The sequence below is a fragment of the Ureibacillus aquaedulcis genome, assembly GCF_030418165.1.
Classification (GTDB): Bacteria; Bacillota; Bacilli; order Bacillales_A; family Planococcaceae; genus Ureibacillus; species Ureibacillus aquaedulcis.
Window position 1 is genome coordinate 18,900 of record NZ_JAUHTQ010000007.1, and the last position, 17,821, is coordinate 36,720.

The window sequence follows — 17,821 nt, forward strand, 5'->3', positions numbered from 1 at the left end:
CATTACGCTTCATGAACAGCTACCTCACATTGCCCGCCAGCACGTTTATACGCAAAATGATTGGTCGGACCATGGCCATTTCCAATGGATAACGGGGTTGAAATAGCTAAATGGATGAATTTCTTGGCTTCAATAATAGCCTCTTCTATCGATAATCCTTTTGCTAAATGAGCCGTAATTGCTGCCGAAAATGTACAGCCCGTGCCATGCGTATCCTTTGTTTGCACACGTGGGGTTTTCATGAAGAAATAGCCGTCTTTCCAATAGACCGTGTCTATTGAAAATTCTCCGTGCAAATGGCCACCCTTCATCACCACGTACTTCACACCGAACTCCAGGATTTTCTTCGCTGCTTGTTCGACATCCTGTTCATCATGAATTGTCATTCCCGTAAGGACCTCTGCTTCAGGAATATTCGGTGTACAAATTGTTGTTAGTGGAAGGAGTTTTGTTTTTAATGTTGCTACCGCTTCTTCCTTCAACAAACTTTCACCGCCTTTCGCAATCATGACAGGATCCACAACAAGTGGGATGCTTTGCATTTTCATCACTCCTGCTATCACCTCAATGAGTTCTGCGGAAAAAAGCATACCTGTCTTAATGGCTTGTACATTAAAGTCGGACAATACAGCGTCAATTTGTTGTTTTAAAAATTCGGTGGTTACCTCAAAAATACCATGTACGCCAAGTGTATTTTGTGCTGTTAGAGAGGTAATGGCTGTTGTGCCAAATACACCTAGCTCCTGGAATGTTTTGAGATCGGCCTGAATTCCGGCGCCCCCTCCAGAATCCGAACCAGCTATAGTCAAAGCAATCATTAGTATCCCTCCCCAATTTTATTGGCTGTAAAATTCGATGCAACATGATTCGCTATACAGTGTATTAATGATTTTGCTTGATTAATCATTGCCAGCATATCGCTTTACCTCCGGGGATAGTTTGTCATTTTCGAAATTCATTACGAATAACATGGTTTCCTCCTTTTTATTGGAGAGCAAAAAAGCCTCTACTAAAGAAAGTAGAGGCCAAAAAAGGTAGACTGCACCCTTGATTGCTCCCTACGCCAGTCTTAACTGTCAGGTTCTAAGGGTCAGGTTTTAACCTTCTCAACACGAATGTGTCCCCCCGCAATTAAAGTAATTTTGCAAAAGAAAAGCCCTCCTTGACAAAAGGAGAGCATACAAACACAGATATTTTGTACGTTGCTCCCTACGCCCGTATTAACGGATCAGGTTCTAAGGGTCAGGTTTTAGCCTTCTCAACACAAATCGTGTCCCCCTGCAAAACATTTAATTAAATTCTATATTACATCAAATATGTAAAAAATCTACACCTATTTTGTATCACCTTTTTAAACGGAAGTTATTTGAACGATTCCCAGGTAAAAGTAACAGCGCTCTTTGGAGGAAGAGTATAACTTAAAAAAGCTCCTCCATCATTTAATTGGAATTGTTGCTCTTTTTCACTTGGATTGGTTGCAATCAAAACTGTAGATTGATCGGGGTTTTGAAAAGCGACGCTTTCAATGCTTCCTGGATAGGTAGTTGAGAAAATCCGAACTGCCCCAGATTCAACAAATTTACTGGCATGTCCAATAGCGTAGTATTCTGCATTCTTCTTCACTTCACCTGTTCCTTGATTAATTGTTACAACTCCCTGGCAGTTCTCACACCCGCCATTTGTAGGACCGCCATTTTCATCAAGAGTGATATTCCACATCAGTACATTTTTTGCCCAATTCCGAGGGGCGCCAATGATTAGATTGGACATTTGCCAGCTAAAATTATCCCTAAAATCTTTGCTCCATCCTCCGCTGCTGCATTCGGTAAAATAAATATTTTTATCGGGAAAGTTTGTATGGACTTGGTTCATGGCGTCTGGATTGCCTTTATAGCAGTGAAACGCTATACCATCTGTATATTTTTTTGCATCCTCATTTTGGAACAAAGCCGTAGTATAATCCAAGGCCCCCTCCCAGTTATGATCGTAGGAGATGATTTTCGTATCAATTCCGTTGGAGTCAAAAGCTGGGCCTAGATATTGTCCAATAAATTTCGCCTGTTCCTCCGGACTCATGCTCATCGATGGATAACTCGGTGAAGTAAAACCGGGCTCATTTTGAATGGTAATGCTATCAACAGGAATCCCTTTTTGTTGGTATGCTTGTACATAACGGACAAAATAATTCGCATAGGCTCGATATATTTCCTCATTCGTATAATCCAAGTACCCTCCATTCAATGCTTTCTCTCCATATTTCATCCAGGCTGGGGCTGTCCATGGAGTGCCAATAATCTTAAGATCTCGTTTCTTTTCCAAGGCTGCCTGTATGGCAGTTATTACATCTTGGTCTTTTTCGATGGTAAAGTGATTTAGTTCCAAATCGAGCTCACCATTTGTATCATTATATGAGTAGCTACTTGGATTCCCATTCTCATCTACAGAAAAATCGGAAGCGCCAATGGTATGGCGAATATAGCCAATATTAATTCCGTTTTCTGTGAACATGTCTTTTAACAGAGCCTCCCGGGCCGATTCATCTAACTTCTTTTGAATTAAATAGGCAGAGGAACCTGTAATAGCTGCTCCAAAACCCTCCATTGTTTGATAGGTTGTATGCCGATCAATGGTAAGGGTTTGGAGGGTTTTATTTTCCACATCTGAAAAAAGGAGAGGAGACTTACTTGTTAGTAAGTTTTGCTGATCACCCGTTGTAAGCCAAACAGAAGCCTTTCTGTACTGTGTAATCTCTTCCTCTTTTTCATAAAAAACATCTGCCCTATTTTGTGCTGGGGTAAAGCCGATCATAGCAATTACCGATAGCAGCAAGGCAAGAACAAGTAAAATTGTTGTCTTTTTGTTGATATTCATTTTTCCACCTCATGAAAAAATTCCCCACACGAAACGTAAATTCATGTGGGGAAAAGATCTAATTATCTTCTGGATCTCGAATTATTACTCTTTGCTTCTGCATTTGCAAAATTATTTTTTACTTGAGTTTCCATTCGTCCCTTTATTAAAGTTCTTACCGTTTTCATTGGAAACCGTGACAGTAGTTTTTAATCGAATATCAGAAGATGAACTTCCTACATAGACAGGCACTTGACCGGAAGGCATTACCCATTCATTTGACTCTTCATCATAATAAGAGAAGGCTTTGGCATCCAGCTGAATTGTTATCCTTTGTTGTTTGCCCGGCTGTAATTCAACTTTCTTGAAGCCAGCCAATTGTTTTGGAGCTGTCTCCACATTTGTTGGAAGTTCCCCGGAATACACTTGGACAACCTCTGAACCGGTTACGTCACCTGTATTTTTTAGATTTAAGGATACTTCAATAGTCGGTTCTCCTGATTTATTGGAAGTTACCTTTGTTTTTACATTTTTATAGTCAAATTTAGTGTAGGATAAGCCATGTCCAAAGGAGAAGGCAGGCTTAATGCCAGATTCTTCATAGCCTCGGTATCCAACAAAAATACCTTCTGTATATTTTGTCACTAGGTTGATACCTGGATATTGTTCTTCCGATGTAACTGGTGTTGAATCTTCATCAGTCGGGAAAGTAACTGGTAATTTACCTGATGGATTGACATCACCAAATAATACATCAGCAATGGCATTCCCTTGTTCTTGTCCTGGATACCAAGCTTGTACGATTGAAGCTACATCATCCTTCCAAGCTCCCATTTCAACAGCTGTGCCACTTTCATTGACAATCACAACATTCTTATTCACTTTTGAAACTTCACTAATCAGCTGTTCCTGATTATTCGGAAGTTCCATATCGAAACGGTCCACATACCCTTCGCTGTCATACGTTTTTGATACAATCACGGCAACATCTGATTTTTTCGCCAGTTCAACTGCTTTGGCGATGTTTTCATCTACCACACCGTCCGCAGTCTTCCAGCCAAATCGCATTTGGCCGCCATTATCATTGCCACCATTAGCAATGTAATCAGTTTTATATTCAATCTTTACATCGTAGTTCTTATTGGCTTCTAATGTTACTGTTTTTTCTACAGTGCCAAGTTTAGTACCAGCATTGTCAATAATTAGATTTCCATCAATATATAATTTACTAGAACCGTAGCTAGTAGTAGAAAGGGTATATTCACCAGACTTAGGTACATTAATTACCCCCGTAAATCTTGCTGACATCATCCCGTTTAAAGAACCAGGAAGCTTATCCAATTTAGGTGACTGGGCATTAAACCCTTCATAATTATAAAAACCAAGATTCAAATTAACCTGCTTTGCTGTATGTTCGAAGACAGGATTGCCTTCCATATTTTTATTTGACCAATATTCTGCTTTCAATCCATGTTCTGAAGAATCAGCAGTTGGCAGTAAAAATGAAGATGGTACAGCATCCGGTCCTGGAAGAATATCTCCTGCACTAATAGGATCTGTTCCAGCTGTATACTCTACCTTCACCTTATCTCCAGCGCGGTTTTTAATCCCTTCAAGCGGACTTACTGTATAAGTAGGGTTTACCAGGGAACTACCACCGCCTGCAGTAAAACCATTGTCTGCATCAGGTCCGATTACGGCGATAGAATCTATCTTTTCCGTATTCAGTGGCAACACATTATTGTTATTTTGAAGTAAAACCATTGCTTCGGCAGCGATTTCTCGAGCAATTGCCCCATGTGCTTTAGCATCGATTGGATTGTTTTGTGCAGGGTTATCAAATAATCCTTTATCAAACATTTGGTATAAAATACGGTAAGCACTTTGGTTTACTGTTTCTTCACTAACTTCCCCATTTTGGACTGCATCTATTAACTTTTTGCCCCAATATCCATAAGGGTCCCCAGGTGTTTCTAGATCCATACCAGCTTGAATTGACTTTGAAGTACTAACATTTGCACCATAATCACTCATTACAAAGCCTTCAAAATTAAGATTTCCTCTTAACAAGTTCGTTAGAAGATCTCCATAATCACAGGCAGATACACCGTTTACTTTGTTAAAGGAACACATAACACTTCCTAAATCAGCATCTTTGATAAGATCTGCATAAGGTCTTGCATAAATCTCATTTATCGCCCGTTCACTCGCTTGAGAATCAGCTGTAAAACGGTCCTTTTCTTGATTGTTTAATAAATAATGTTTGGCAGTAACCAATACATTGTTACTTTGAATAGCTTTCACGTAATTTGTGGCTATTTGTGTTTGCAAGTAAGGATCTTCTCCTAATGACTCAAAGTTTCTAGCACCAAACGCATTCCTTGCAATATCGAGTCCAGGTCCCAACAATACATTGTGCGTTGTATTGATTGCTTCATTTCCTAGCACTTCTCCATACTTTTTGGCAGCTTCTGTACTCCATGTTGCTGCCAATCCAATCGCGGCCGGCATTGCTGTCGATTGTTTATTTTGCACATCCGGATTTGCGATGCGTACACCGACTGGCCCATCTGCCATCGTTAACGCAGGAATGCCGTACTTCTCGACGCCCTCATTATAAAATCCATAATAATTATTAACATTACCGGTGATAAAATTCACTTTATCTTCCAGGGTCATTGCATCTACCAACAAATTCGCTCTTTCTTTGGCAGAAAGCTCCTTGTTCATCCATGGGAATGTATTTTCCGCAGCAGATGTATTTATTGGACCAATTACTATACTAAGAACTAAAGTAAGAATAAGGCTTAGTACAGCAAGTTTCCGTTTCTCTCCTAATATACCATTCATTGTTTCAGCTCCTTTGATGAGTTTAATCTTGTTGACCTCAAAATGTTACAACAACATCATTTAATAGATATGGTATTATTTTTAGGTTTTTGGCATAAATTCTAGAACAGGTATAAAGGTCCCGTGTATGAATTGATGATCTTTGATAGCTATAAAGTTTGGTCATAGCTTGAATGAAAAGGATTTAAATTCAGGAGAGAATGCTAAGTAAATAATTTGTTTATTTTATAAAACACGTCTAAAGTATCATTGGAAATTTATATAGTTTTGAGTCATTCCTTTATTAAATTAGAAATCTCCTGATATTTTCGCCTATAATTTAAACAAAGTAATTTACTCCATAGCTAAGGGAGCACCGATAAGGTAAAAGGGATGGTTGATAGAGGCAGAAAATGAAAGTAAATATAAAAAAGCGAGAAAAATGCATTCTCTCGCTTTTTACCATTCAGTTTTTTCCACTAAAAATGGGATATTTAGTTTAATCCATAATCCGAATCAATGAATTTATCTAATGGGTGTCCAGCTTCTGTTATATTTTCAATGACAGATCCTAGATAAATATCCGTTTGCCAGTCCCCGATTGGCAAGTCCACTTGAACTGTATAAGTTCCAGGAGGATAGACATCGGTCTTATTATCAAAGCTAATTTGATTTCCGTCACCGATTTTACTATAGCTTGTAAAACTAATTTCTACTGGTTTCGTACCCTCTGGTACTATAAATGTAGCTGTTCCTTTATCTATATGAGAGTTAAAAAATTCATCGTACGGAGCTTCAGGTTCAGTGTAGGTATAATCATCGTTCACTTTTGTTACGGAAACTGTTTCACTCCATAATACTCCTTTTCCCGGATGATTGGGACGTTGGTAAGCTTTAAACATATAATTTCCTTCTTTATTTGGTTTATATGTTAATAGTTGCGATTCCCCGGAAGCTAACTTATCAACAACTCCTTTGTAAACTATTTCTCCGTTTTGGGGTTGCCTGTCGGCGCCCAATAAACTTCATAAGCTACAGTACCCTCCATATCGCGAGAGTCTTCGCCATTCTCTATGGTAGCTGAAATATAATCTGGTGTACTATTTTGCTTAGTAAACATTAAGGAGCTCTTATCCCAATTAGTTTGTTCAGCTACTGAATATATTTTTTCCTTATGGGCATTCACACCTTTGGATGAATCCGCAAATGCTAAATGGCCACTTTGTACAAAAGAAACACCTAATATCGAAGCTGCAAGGACTACCTTGGAGATTTTCGTTAACTTTTTCATTTTTTCCACTCTCACTCTATTTAATTTTATGAAAGCTCCCCCGGGTAGAGCAATAACTTGTTAGGTACCAACATTTACAAGCTTAGCGAAAAATGAAAAATTGTCAATTAAGATTTTCTTACTGAAATGAAGCATGATTTTGTGCTTAGCAGCTTTGAAAAACACGGATAGAAAACGCAAACATTTTGCCAGAAAGCATTTTAAGGGTATTGAAAATCAGTCCAAAAAACCCAATCTCCATCCTACTTCTCACAGATAATACAACTCAGTAATATGGTATTTTTTGGATCGGCCTTTTGAAGATTTGATTAAAAAAACAAAAATAAAAAAAGCGGAAAATATTATATTTTACTGTTAAGCAACGGAAAAATATTATATATAAATGAAGTCTTTTTCGTTTTGATGATAATTAGAGCCCAAATAATACAGTACTATTACAATTCAATATTATTTTGTATTTCTTAAACCCTTCGCTTTGTTTATCTATTATAATCAATAATCTATAAATTAGACTTAGCAACGAATGAAGGGTAGGAAAAGATGAACAGCAAAGATATTCCTTATATTTGTGACCTTCTCTTCAAATCATTTGAAATACCTGTTTTCTATTTAAATGATATGGAAGAAGTGGCAATCAAGCTGCCTGAAACCTTTAAATCTAATGCATTATTCGATGGGATTGAAGATTGTCTTCGTGCAATTACTTATTCCTATGGAGAAACAAAGGTACCGGTTATACATATGACCAATTTTTTAGAGTGCTTTATTATTTTTCGCCTGCCAGCATCTTCGGGGACCATTGTAATTGGCCCATCCATCTATGAACAATTAAACAAACAAACCAAAATAAACCTCATGATCGATAACAATGTATCAGATACCCAACAAGATAAGTGGTTTCAATATTACGAGAACTTACCGGTAGCAAGCAAAACGAGGTTTGCTTATATCGGAACACTCCTCTATTATCTTACTAGTGGAAAAACCCTTGAGGTGAATGAATTATTAAAACAGTCATATCGCTATCAGTCCAAAGTAGCTCCGAACGCCCAACTCGACGTCTTAGTTTCGAAACAGCGAGAAAGCACTTTTTTTCATCATGATCCAAGCCTTGAGAAAAATGTGTACTATCTTGTTAAGATTGGAAAGAAGGATGAAGCGTTAAAGGCCTATATGTCTTTACCCAAGGAGTCTATTGGAAATCTATCAAAGCGGAGCTATTTAAGAAGCAGGAAAAATTTTGCTATTTCCGCTGTTACACTTTGGACACGTGCAGCAATAGATGGAGGTTTATATTACGAAACTGCCTATACATTGAGCGATATCCATATTCAGTATATTGAAGAGTTGGAACAAATCTCCGAGGTTGAGAATGCCATTATTAATGCACTTCTTGATTTTGCTGATTTTGAGCGAAGAGAAAAAGACAAGTTTATATCTAAAATGGTATTGTCCTGCCAGGATTATATTTTTAAGCATTTATATACAAAGATAACCTTGGAAAAGCTCGGTAAGCATACTGGAGTAAATCCTAGCTATTTGTCACATTCATTCATGAAGGAAATGGGTATTCCGGTGAGTGAATATATTCAGGTGCAGCGAATTGAAGAGGCAAAAAAGCTCCTACTGCATGCCACTTACACTGTTTCGGAGATTAGTTCTTTACTTAATTTTAACGACCAGAGCTACTTTACAAAAATATTCAAAAAACATACAGGTATGACGCCAAGACAGTTTAGCCAAAGCCAAGAGTTTAAAATCTTGAGTTAGCATTTCTTCATATTAAATTAGCCCAGCCGATCTTTTCCATGAAAGGTCGGGTTTTAATATTACCCACACTCGTTAAAAGTTGTTCACCAAATAGGTTTATGATATGTACTTCACGTTCCGTCAGTCCTGCCCGGGTAAGCCCATATACTTTCAATTCATCTATCCGCCTCATCTGTTTTATTCAACAGCCTTATCCAGTCTAACTAGGCTAGTATAAGATCATATTCCCTGGACTGGTATTTTGCTTCCTGCTCCTTCGGATTCCACCTATCACTGGCTATCTCTATTTCTGTCTAAAGAGGTTCGGGACTTACACCCTGTAGTTTTTTTACATTCCGGGTGCACAAAAAAAGCCCTCTCCCAAATTTGGGAGAAGGGCTTTGAAATGCTGATATAGCACCAAAATTAACGTTTTGAGAACTGAGGCGCACGACGAGCACCTTTAAGACCGTATTTTTTACGTTCTTTCATACGTGGGTCACGAGTTAGTAAACCTGCAGATTTAAGTGCTGGACGGAAATCTGGGTCAACTGATAGTAACGCACGAGCGATACCGTGACGGATTGCTCCAGCTTGACCTGTGAATCCACCACCGTTTACGTTTACAAATACATCATAGCTACCTTTAGTTTGAGTTGCTTCTAATGGTTGGTTGATGATTAAGTGTAAAGTTTCGAATGGTAAGTACTCTTCGATGCTACGGTTGTTGATAACAATTTTACCTTCGCCTGGTACTAAACGTACGCGAGCTACTGAGCTTTTACGGCGACCTGTGCCGATATATTGAACTTGTGCCAAGGGTGTATCCTCCTCTTATTAATTATCCGCGAAGCGTATAGCTTTCTGGTTTTTGTGCTGCATGTGGGTGTTCTGCTCCAGCATAAACGTTAAGTTTGCCGAACATTTTACGTCCTAAAGAGTTTTTAGGAAGCATCCCTTTAACTGCTAATTCGATCATTTGTGTTGGGTATTTTTCTTTCATTTCGCCAGCTGTACGTTGTTTTAAACCACCAGCGAATTGAGTGTGACGGTAATAGATTTTACCTTCTAATTTGTTACCTGTTAAATGAATTTTGTCAGCGTTGATGACAATTACAAAGTCACCAGTGTCAACGTTTGGTGTGAATGTTGGTTTATGTTTACCGCGTAAGATAGCAGCTACTTCAGAAGCTAAACGTCCAAGCGTTTGTCCTTCTGCGTCAACTACTAACCATTTACGATCTACTTCGTGACCTTTAGCCATGAATGTTGTACGCATTTATATATCCTCCTAATCGATTCGATTACCGTTATTTTTCATTAGTATACACTTATAAGTTTCGGGGCTTATTTGTGGTGGTAATGAAAATACCATATGTCATCTTATAATATATTTACTCATAAGTCAAGAAAAAAAGCAACACACCTGGACGTGTTGCTTATTTATTTTAGCACACACATCGCTGTGCGTGTAGCACCAGATTTTGGACACGGTTTACTGCTTCAATAGAACACTTTTTCAAGGTACAGGCCGTGTGCAGGTGCAGTTTTGCCCGCTCTTCCACGATCCAATGAAGCCACAATTCCCTCTAGGTCTTGTACCTCTCTTTTGCCTATGCCAACTTCCCATAACGTCCCTGCGATAATACGTACCATGTTATATAAAAAGCCATTGCCCTCTATGACCATATGCAGTTCTTCTCCTTGCCAGGAGATGTCTAATGAATGAACAGTACGGACTTTATCTACTACACTTGTATTGGCCGCGCAGAAGCAAGAGAAATCATGGGTACCGATAATATACCGTGCGGCAGCCTGCATGTTCTGGATATTGGGCTTCATACCATTGGTTTCAACGGTATAATGTCTGCGAAAAGGACTTTCTACCTCTTCGCAGTTCCAAATATAGCGATACTGCTTACCTGATACGCTATATCTGGCATGAAAGTCAGCAGCAACTTCTTCCACTGCCAGTACACGGATATCCCTGGGCAATTGGACGTTCAAGGCTTTTTGATAACGATCTACCGGAATTGAAAGCGATGTATCAAAATGAATAACCTGTCCTGTTGCATGAACACGGGCATCCGTACGACCACTTGCCGTAATTTTGACCTTTTCCCCTTTATGCATTTTGGTTAGTACATTTTCGATTTCAAGCTGCACAGTACGTTCCCCAGGCTGAACCTGGTACCCGGCAAAGAGAGTACCATCGTAGCTGATGGTTGCTTTTAAACGTCTCAATGAGCTTCACCTCACTTACCTTAACTAATTACGGTAGAACACTAATAATGCGGTCATGACTACTAATGCAACTAAACTGATAGTATCTCGCCAATCCCACTTCAACTGGCGATATCGGGTACGGCCTTCTCCACCGCGATACCCTCGAACCTCCATCGCAGTTGCTAAATCCTCTGCTCGTTTAAACGCACTAACAAAAAGCGGTACTAAAAGTGGAACAACTGCCTTCACACGTTCTTTAATCGGCCCTGCACTTAAATCAGAGCCACGGGCCATTTGCGCCTTCATGATTTTGTCCGTTTCATCCATTAGTGTTGGAATAAAGCGAAGGGCAATGGACATCATTAAAGCTAATTCATGAACAGGCATCTTCACCTTTTTTAAAGGGTTTAACAGAACTTCAATCCCGTCCGTAATGGAGATGGGTGAAGTCGTCAACGTCAAGATGGATGTCATGAATACAAGCACCAAGAATCGTATGGAGATGAAAATCCCCTGTCTCAGCCCCTCCTCATACACTTTAAAGAACCCAAGTTCAAAGACAATGTCCCCTTCTCTAGTAAATAAAATATGAATCAAGAACGTAAATACTAAAAGAATCATCACCGGCTTTAATCCATTGATTAAAAAGTACAGGCGAATACGAGACATTAAGATAACAAGCAAGGTAAAGGCTAATAGAAAAGCATAAGTGACAATATTATTCGCCAAGAAAACAACTAAGATAAAGGCAAATACAAAAACAAGCTTTGAACGGGGATCTAGACGATGTACAAATGAATCACCGGGAATATAGCGACCGAATATCATCTTTTCCATCATTGTGCATCACGCCCCTCTCGCAATGCCTGTGCAACTTCTGCTGCAAGCTCCTCTTCGGTTAAACAGATCTTGGATAGCGACTTATTCATCAGCTTCTCTATCTTTCTTTGGAATCGGACAATATGCGGGAGTTCTAGACGATATTTCTCGAGTGTTTCCGCATCGGCGAATACCTCAAGCGGTGTTCCGTTCAGTACACAGCGACCTTCATGCATGATCGCGATTTTGTCTGCGTACCGCGCTGCATCTTCCATACTATGGGTTACAAGAATCGTTGTTAAGCCGCGTTCTTTATGGAGGGCATGAAACATGTCCATAATCTCCTTTTGTCCGCGTGGATCAAGACCAGCAGTCGGCTCATCTAGTACAATTACTTCAGGATCCATTGCAAGCACCCCAGCAATCGCCACACGGCGCATTTGCCCTCCTGATAGATCAAAGGGTGATTTGTTTAGTGTGTCCTCTGGTAAGCCTACTAGGTGTATTAGCTCGCGTGCCCGTTGTTCAGCTTCTTGTTCGGATACACCAAAGTTCATTGGTCCAAACATGATGTCCTTTAAAACGGTCTCTTCGAACAATTGATGTTCGGGAAACTGAAAAACAATCCCTACCTTTTGGCGAACCGGTTTTAGCTCCTTCGCTTTTTTTCCAGCTGCAATTACTCGATCTCCGATATGTACTTGTCCCTTGGATGGCTTTAAAAGACCATTAAAGTGCTGAAGGATCGTAGATTTACCCGATCCTGTATGCCCTATAATCGCCTGATAGGTCCCATGAGGAATTGTTAAATCAACATCAAATAATGCGTATTTCTCAAAGGGAGTCCCCATGGAATACGCGTAACTTACTTGTTGAAGTTTGATGCCCATAAATCATTCACCAACTCTTCTTCTGTCATATGTTGTCCTGCCAATAATACACCGTTTTCCTGGAAAAGCTTCGTCATCCGCATAGCAAAAGGCAGCTCCAGACCAAACTCCACCAACTTATCGCCAAGGGCAAAAATTTCGGAAGGGGTCCCTTCGGCATATTTTTTCCCATCATTCATGAATAGCACACGATCCGCAAATAGTGCTTCTTCTACATCATGTGTGATCGAGAGAACGGTTAAGCCGGTTTCTTCACGTAAGGCACGAACCGTTTTTAATACTTCCTCACGTCCTTGGGGATCGAGCATGGATGTGGCTTCATCCAAAATCAAAAGCTTCGGTCGCATAGCTAGCGCACCGGCAATTGCGACACGCTGTTTTTGCCCGCCGGACAGATGGTGAGGTTCATGGTTTAAAAATTTGTCCATCTTCACTTGTGCCAGTGATGCATGAACACGCTCCACCATCTCTTTATAAGGTACTCCACTATTTTCTAACGCAAATGCTACATCGTCTTGTACCGTAGCACCAACAAATTGGTTATCGGGATTTTGGAAAACCATACCGATATTCGAACGGGTTTCCCATAAATTTTCTTCTGTTAAAACATTTCTCATCACTCGAATTTCTCCTTCTTGTGGAAAGAGTAATCCGCTTACTAGCTTGACCATCGTCGATTTTCCAGAACCGTTATGTCCCACTATGGCAATCCATTCACCTTCGTTGATTGAAAACGAAACATTCTGAACAGCTTTTCGGTGTTCCGGGCTGTCTGGTGTATAAGAAAAACTTACCTGATTAAACGATAAAATCTCGGTCACTGATCTTGGCTCCTCTCTATCTCTACTAACTAAATTACACTGTTTTATACGGCAATGCTACCTTTTCGTATAGGTGTCATATATAAAAATAAGGTACGTTTGCATATCAATAAAAAACCACTTGATCGAAACGTACTTTATTTTTGTATATGTAATTTCAAAATGCACATTTGCATCTTTTTAAGGAAATAAAAAAGCGCGCACCTCATTCGAAATGCGCTTACTACTACATTTGTTAACAAGAACACGGCTGCTCAATTCCGTGCTCCTTATGAATGAGGTGCGGAGAGCTAGACGAGACGCCATCAACAAGTGATTCGCTCATTATAACGCTCAAGCCATTTTATTGTCGTATAAATCATTGTTATGATTAGAAAAATACGATTCCCGCTAGCGAAAATCGATGTTTTCATTCACTGAGTACCGATAAAATCGAGTATCACTCAGTGAAAAAATAGAGGGTGTCCGGGTTCAACCGGTGAACCGGGCACCCTCATACCTGTTTGTTAAGAATCAGATATTACACTAATTCAATAACTACTACAGGTGCACCGTCACCACGGCGAGGTCCTACTTTAAGGATACGAGTGTAACCACCTTGACGATCAACATAACGTGGTGCAACATCATTAAATAACTTTTGAAGTGCAAATGAAGTTGTTTCGTTACCTTCAGCATCAGTAGTTGTAACTAGTTCACGACGGATGAATGCAGCCGCTTGACGACGAGCATGTAAATCTCCACGCTTACCTAAAGTAATCATTTTATCTACTACAGAACGTAATTCTTTCGCACGTGCTTCAGTAGTTTCGATGCGTTCGTTAATGATTAAGTCAGTAGCTAAATCACGTAATAACGCTTTACGTTGAGAACTTGTACGACCAAGTTTTCTGTAACCCATGGATGTTCCCTCCTTTAATCTAGACTGCTATAAGTAAGTTTACTTGATTAGTCTTCCTTACGTAATCCTAAACCAAGCTCTTCTAATTTAGCTTTTACTTCTTCTAGTGATTTTCGACCAAGATTACGTACTTTCATCATGTCGTCTTCTGATTTATTCGCAAGTTCCAATACCGTATTGATACCAGCGCGTTTTAAACAGTTGTACGAACGAACTGAAAGATCTAACTCCTCAATCGTCATCTCTAAAACTTTTTCTTTTTGATCCTCTTCTTTTTCGACCATGATTTCAGCAGTTTGTGCCTCATTCGTTAAGCCTACAAAGATATTAAGGTGCTCAGTTAAAATTTTCGCCCCGAGCGATATCGCCTCTTTTGGACCGATGCTACCATCTGTCCACACATCAAGTGATAACTTGTCGAAATCGGAATTCTGTCCAACACGAGTGTTCTCCACTTGAAAATTAACGCGTGAAACTGGAGTGTAAATAGAGTCGATCGGGATCACGCCAATAGGAAGATCCTCACGTTTGTTTTGATCAGCAGGAGTATATCCACGGCCACGGCGAGCATACATACGCATACGCAGATGACCATTTTTAGCGATTGTTGCAATATACAAATCTGGATTTAATATTTCAACGTCACTGTCATGTGTGATATCAGCAGCTGTAACCGTTCCATCACCTTTCACGTCAATCTCAATAACTTTTTCTTCGTCAGAGTAGATTTTAAGTGCAAGTTTTTTGATATTCAAAATAATTGAAGCAACATCTTCTACTACGCCTTCTACAGTTGAGAATTCGTGTAATACACCATCAATTTGAATAGATGTAACAGCAGCTCCTGGTAATGAAGACAGAAGGATACGACGTAAAGAATTACCCAAAGTGTTTCCGTACCCGCGTTCAAGCGGTTCTACAACAAACTTGCCAAATTTGGAATCTTCGCTGATCTCAACAGTTTCAATCTTTGGTTTTTCAATTTCGATCATTCAATTTACCCTCCTTCAAAACATCGAATGTATAGGTTCATAACATCATAATAGTCAAAAACTATTGACTTTATAAGATTTGCACAAGATTTTGTTTTGTACAAGCAATGATGAACTCAATTTATTGAGATGCACCCATTACACACGACGACGTTTTGGCGGACGGCAACCGTTATGTGGTACTGGAGTAACATCTTTGATTGCAGTTACTTCTAAACCAGCAGCTTGAAGTGCACGAATAGCAGCTTCACGACCAGCACCAGGACCTTTAACAGTTACTTCCAACGTCTTCAGACCATGTTCAACGGACGCTTTTGCAGCAGCTTCAGCAGCCATTTGAGCAGCATAAGGAGTAGATTTACGTGAGCCTCTGAATCCAAGCGCACCAGCACTAGACCAAGATACTGCGTTACCTTGCATATCTGTAATCGTTACGATTGTATTGTTAAATGTAGAACGGATGTGTGCAATACCAGATTCGATATTCTTTTTCACACGACGTTTACGAGTTTGTTGTTTACGAGCCATGTTAAGAAGGAACCCCCTTTACTTATTATTTTTTCTTGTTCGCTACAGTTTTACGAGGACCTTTACGCGTACGCGCATTGTTTTTCGTATTTTGACCACGAACAGGTAAACCACGACGGTGACGGATACCACGGTTAGAACCGATTTCCATCAGACGTTTAATGTTAAGTGAAATTTCGCGACGTAAGTCACCTTCCACTTTATAAGTATCTAATTGTTCACGGATTTTGTTTAACTCATCTTCAGTAAGATCGCGTACGCGAGTATCTCCGTTGACACCAGCAGCAGCTAATACTTTTTGAGATGTAGTTTTACCAATTCCGTAAATGTAAGTTAATGAAATTACCACGCGTTTGTCGCGAGGAATGTCAACTCCAGCAATACGTGCCATGTACGTTGTGCACCTCCTTATAATTATCCTTGTTTTTGTTTGTGTTTAGGATTTTCACAGATTACCATTACTTTACCGCGTCGGCGAATTACTTTACATTTTTCGCAGATCGGTTTCACAGATGGTCTCACTTTCATCTAACCCAACCTCCTTAATAGTCCGGAGTGCAAAAGATTATTTAAAACGGTATGTGATACGACCGCGAGTTAAATCGTATGGAGATAACTCAATAGTAACCTTATCTCCAGGTAAAATACGGATAAAGTGCATACGAATCTTTCCAGAAACGTGCGCAAGCACCGTGTGCCCATTTTCTAATTCTACCTTAAACATCGCGTTTGGCAAAGTCTCAACAACTGTTCCTTCGACTTCAATTACATCGTCTTTCGCCATCAACCCTGTCTCCCTTCTATATGCGTTTTTCGATTCTCTAACATACACGATAAAGAGAATCTATGCAACTGTTTTTATTCAATAGAAGCAACTTCACCAACATATGCTTGGATTGTATGAGAGATGTTCGAAAGACGCTCGTCTGGTTTCGCTTCACACAATCCAGGGAATGACTACTTCCGATAAAGAAATGGAGTCACTTCTTTACTCGTATCCCGGAATGTCTTGGATGAGAGATTCATACCCGTTACAAAGATGCTTCCACGAAACCCATAACACTTACCACAAAATAGATTCTATCACATTTGTGTCTCGTGTATACCGGGCACAATATGCTTTTGCAACTCTCAATAAAGTTTATTTTGTTGCACCCGCAAAGTCTCCCGCGAAAAGCAGTTTGACTCTCGTCTAATGCCGGGTATCAGCTGCGGCTGCCCTGTAGTAATAGAGCGTCAAGATCAGCAAACACTTTTACGATATCTTGCTGTCCATCGATATTTGTTAAAACACCTTTAGATTCATAGAAATCAAGTAAAGGTTGTGCTTGATTCATATTTACTTCCAGACGGTTTGCTACCGTATCAGGATTATCGTCCGCACGTGTGTATAATTCGCCGCCATCTTTGTCACATTTGCCTTCCACTGCCGGAGGATTGAAAATGACATGGTAAGATGTACCACAAGTTTTACAAATACGACGACCGCTAAGACGTGCTACTAGTTCATCTTTTTCAACTTGGATATTGATTGTATGATCAATTTTCTTCCCAAGTTCATCTAGGATGCTATCTAAAGCCTCGGCTTGTGGAACTGTACGTGGGAACCCGTCTAATAAGAAACCTTTTTCACAATCTTTTTGTGCCAGTCGTTCACGAACGATGCCAATCGTAACTTCATCAGGTACTAAAGCACCTTGATCCATATACGATTTAGCTTCTAAACCTAATTCTGTGCCCGCGCCAATAGCAGCACGGAACATGTCGCCTGTAGAAATATGAGGGATTTCGTACTTCTCAACAATTTTGTCTGCTTGTGTACCTTTACCGGCACCAGGTAGACCCATTAAAACGATATTCATACGTTTCACTCCCCCTAAAGCTTGCTGGCTTAGGAAACATGGACGTTTCCTAAAACCTGCATT

At 39.8% G+C, this 17,821-nt stretch carries 20 protein-coding genes and 2 riboswitches; of the genes, 1 reads left to right on the plus strand and 19 read right to left on the minus strand.

Going from position 1 to position 17,821, the window contains the following annotated elements:
* Nucleotides 1-2: 2 nt before the first annotated feature.
* The 6 genes from thiD to QYB95_RS10595 form a co-directional block, all read right to left on the minus strand.
* Nucleotides 3-818 (minus strand): bifunctional hydroxymethylpyrimidine kinase/phosphomethylpyrimidine kinase, encoded by an 816-nt coding sequence (thiD, locus tag QYB95_RS10570; RefSeq protein WP_301138315.1) that lies wholly within the window; start codon nucleotides 816-818, stop codon nucleotides 3-5.
* On the minus strand, nucleotides 818-916 hold the full coding sequence (locus QYB95_RS10575; RefSeq protein ID WP_301138316.1) for a hydroxyethylthiazole kinase: 99 nt from the start codon (nucleotides 914-916) through the stop codon (nucleotides 818-820). Before QYB95_RS10575 ends, thiD begins: the two co-directional genes overlap by 1 nt.
* A 122-nt stretch (nucleotides 917-1,038) precedes the next feature.
* Nucleotides 1,039-1,137, minus strand: a riboswitch (TPP riboswitch).
* A gap of 52 nt (nucleotides 1,138-1,189) precedes the next feature.
* Nucleotides 1,190-1,290: riboswitch (TPP riboswitch) on the minus strand.
* 72 nt (nucleotides 1,291-1,362) lie between these two features.
* Nucleotides 1,363-2,871, minus strand: a complete 1,509-nt coding sequence (locus tag QYB95_RS10580; RefSeq protein ID WP_301138317.1) for a glycoside hydrolase family 30 protein — start codon at nucleotides 2,869-2,871, stop codon at nucleotides 1,363-1,365.
* Nucleotides 2,872-2,982: 111 nt separating this feature from the next.
* Nucleotides 2,983-5,700 (minus strand): beta-glucosidase, encoded by a 2,718-nt coding sequence (locus tag QYB95_RS10585; protein ID WP_301138318.1) that lies wholly within the window; start codon nucleotides 5,698-5,700, stop codon nucleotides 2,983-2,985.
* 473 nt (nucleotides 5,701-6,173) lie between these two features.
* The gene (locus tag QYB95_RS10590) at nucleotides 6,174-6,581 is read right to left on the minus strand and encodes a hypothetical protein (RefSeq protein WP_301138319.1); all 408 of its coding nucleotides are present in this window, start codon (nucleotides 6,579-6,581) and stop codon (nucleotides 6,174-6,176) included.
* An 80-nt stretch (nucleotides 6,582-6,661) separates the two neighbouring features.
* A complete protein-coding gene (locus QYB95_RS10595) occupies nucleotides 6,662-6,970 on the minus strand; it encodes a hypothetical protein (protein WP_301138320.1) in 309 nt (102 codons plus the stop codon).
* A 540-nt stretch (nucleotides 6,971-7,510) separates the two neighbouring features.
* Here QYB95_RS10595 and QYB95_RS10600 point away from each other — a divergent pair.
* On the plus strand, nucleotides 7,511-8,740 hold the full coding sequence (locus tag QYB95_RS10600) for a helix-turn-helix domain-containing protein (RefSeq protein WP_301138321.1): 1,230 nt from the start codon (nucleotides 7,511-7,513) through the stop codon (nucleotides 8,738-8,740).
* A gap of 405 nt (nucleotides 8,741-9,145) precedes the next feature.
* On the opposite strand, the gene rpsI is transcribed toward QYB95_RS10600, so the two are convergent.
* The 13 genes from rpsI to QYB95_RS10665 form a co-directional block, all read right to left on the minus strand.
* A complete protein-coding gene (rpsI, locus tag QYB95_RS10605; RefSeq protein ID WP_036200707.1) occupies nucleotides 9,146-9,538 on the minus strand; it encodes a 30S ribosomal protein S9 in 393 nt (130 codons plus the stop codon).
* A gap of 22 nt (nucleotides 9,539-9,560) precedes the next feature.
* The gene (rplM, locus tag QYB95_RS10610) at nucleotides 9,561-9,998 is read right to left on the minus strand and encodes a 50S ribosomal protein L13 (protein WP_301138322.1); all 438 of its coding nucleotides are present in this window, start codon (nucleotides 9,996-9,998) and stop codon (nucleotides 9,561-9,563) included.
* Nucleotides 9,999-10,222: 224 nt separating this feature from the next.
* Nucleotides 10,223-10,963, minus strand: coding sequence for a tRNA pseudouridine(38-40) synthase TruA (gene truA, locus QYB95_RS10615; protein ID WP_301138323.1), 741 nt, complete (start codon nucleotides 10,961-10,963; stop codon nucleotides 10,223-10,225).
* 24 nt (nucleotides 10,964-10,987) lie between these two features.
* Nucleotides 10,988-11,785, minus strand: a complete 798-nt coding sequence (locus QYB95_RS10620) for an energy-coupling factor transporter transmembrane component T family protein (protein ID WP_301138324.1) — start codon at nucleotides 11,783-11,785, stop codon at nucleotides 10,988-10,990.
* Entirely contained in the window at nucleotides 11,782-12,654 is an 873-nt protein-coding gene (locus QYB95_RS10625; RefSeq protein WP_301138325.1) for an energy-coupling factor ABC transporter ATP-binding protein, read from the minus strand. The genes QYB95_RS10620 and QYB95_RS10625 overlap by 4 nt, the downstream gene beginning before the upstream one ends.
* Entirely contained in the window at nucleotides 12,630-13,475 is an 846-nt protein-coding gene (locus QYB95_RS10630) for an energy-coupling factor ABC transporter ATP-binding protein (protein ID WP_301138326.1), read from the minus strand. The genes QYB95_RS10625 and QYB95_RS10630 overlap by 25 nt, the downstream gene beginning before the upstream one ends.
* 520 nt (nucleotides 13,476-13,995) lie before the next feature.
* Nucleotides 13,996-14,376: a 50S ribosomal protein L17 gene (rplQ, locus tag QYB95_RS10635; RefSeq protein WP_301138327.1), complete on the minus strand. Its 381-nt coding sequence runs from the start codon at nucleotides 14,374-14,376 to the stop codon at nucleotides 13,996-13,998.
* A gap of 47 nt (nucleotides 14,377-14,423) precedes the next feature.
* Nucleotides 14,424-15,368, minus strand: coding sequence for a DNA-directed RNA polymerase subunit alpha (locus QYB95_RS10640; RefSeq protein WP_301138328.1), 945 nt, complete (start codon nucleotides 15,366-15,368; stop codon nucleotides 14,424-14,426).
* Between the two features lie 138 nt (nucleotides 15,369-15,506).
* Nucleotides 15,507-15,896 (minus strand): 30S ribosomal protein S11, encoded by a 390-nt coding sequence (gene rpsK, locus QYB95_RS10645; protein WP_036200722.1) that lies wholly within the window; start codon nucleotides 15,894-15,896, stop codon nucleotides 15,507-15,509.
* Nucleotides 15,897-15,921: 25 nt separating this feature from the next.
* The gene (gene rpsM / locus QYB95_RS10650; RefSeq protein ID WP_036200723.1) at nucleotides 15,922-16,287 is read right to left on the minus strand and encodes a 30S ribosomal protein S13; all 366 of its coding nucleotides are present in this window, start codon (nucleotides 16,285-16,287) and stop codon (nucleotides 15,922-15,924) included.
* Between the two features lie 23 nt (nucleotides 16,288-16,310).
* Entirely contained in the window at nucleotides 16,311-16,424 is a 114-nt protein-coding gene (gene rpmJ, locus QYB95_RS10655) for a 50S ribosomal protein L36 (RefSeq protein ID WP_000868344.1), read from the minus strand.
* 37 nt (nucleotides 16,425-16,461) lie between these two features.
* Nucleotides 16,462-16,680 carry a translation initiation factor IF-1 gene (gene infA / locus QYB95_RS10660; protein WP_016839390.1) on the minus strand — a complete coding sequence of 73 codons (219 nt, stop codon included), beginning with the start codon at nucleotides 16,678-16,680 and terminating at the stop codon, nucleotides 16,462-16,464.
* Between the two features lie 421 nt (nucleotides 16,681-17,101).
* Entirely contained in the window at nucleotides 17,102-17,758 is a 657-nt protein-coding gene (locus QYB95_RS10665; protein WP_301138329.1) for an adenylate kinase, read from the minus strand.
* Nucleotides 17,759-17,821: the final 63 nt, after the last annotated feature.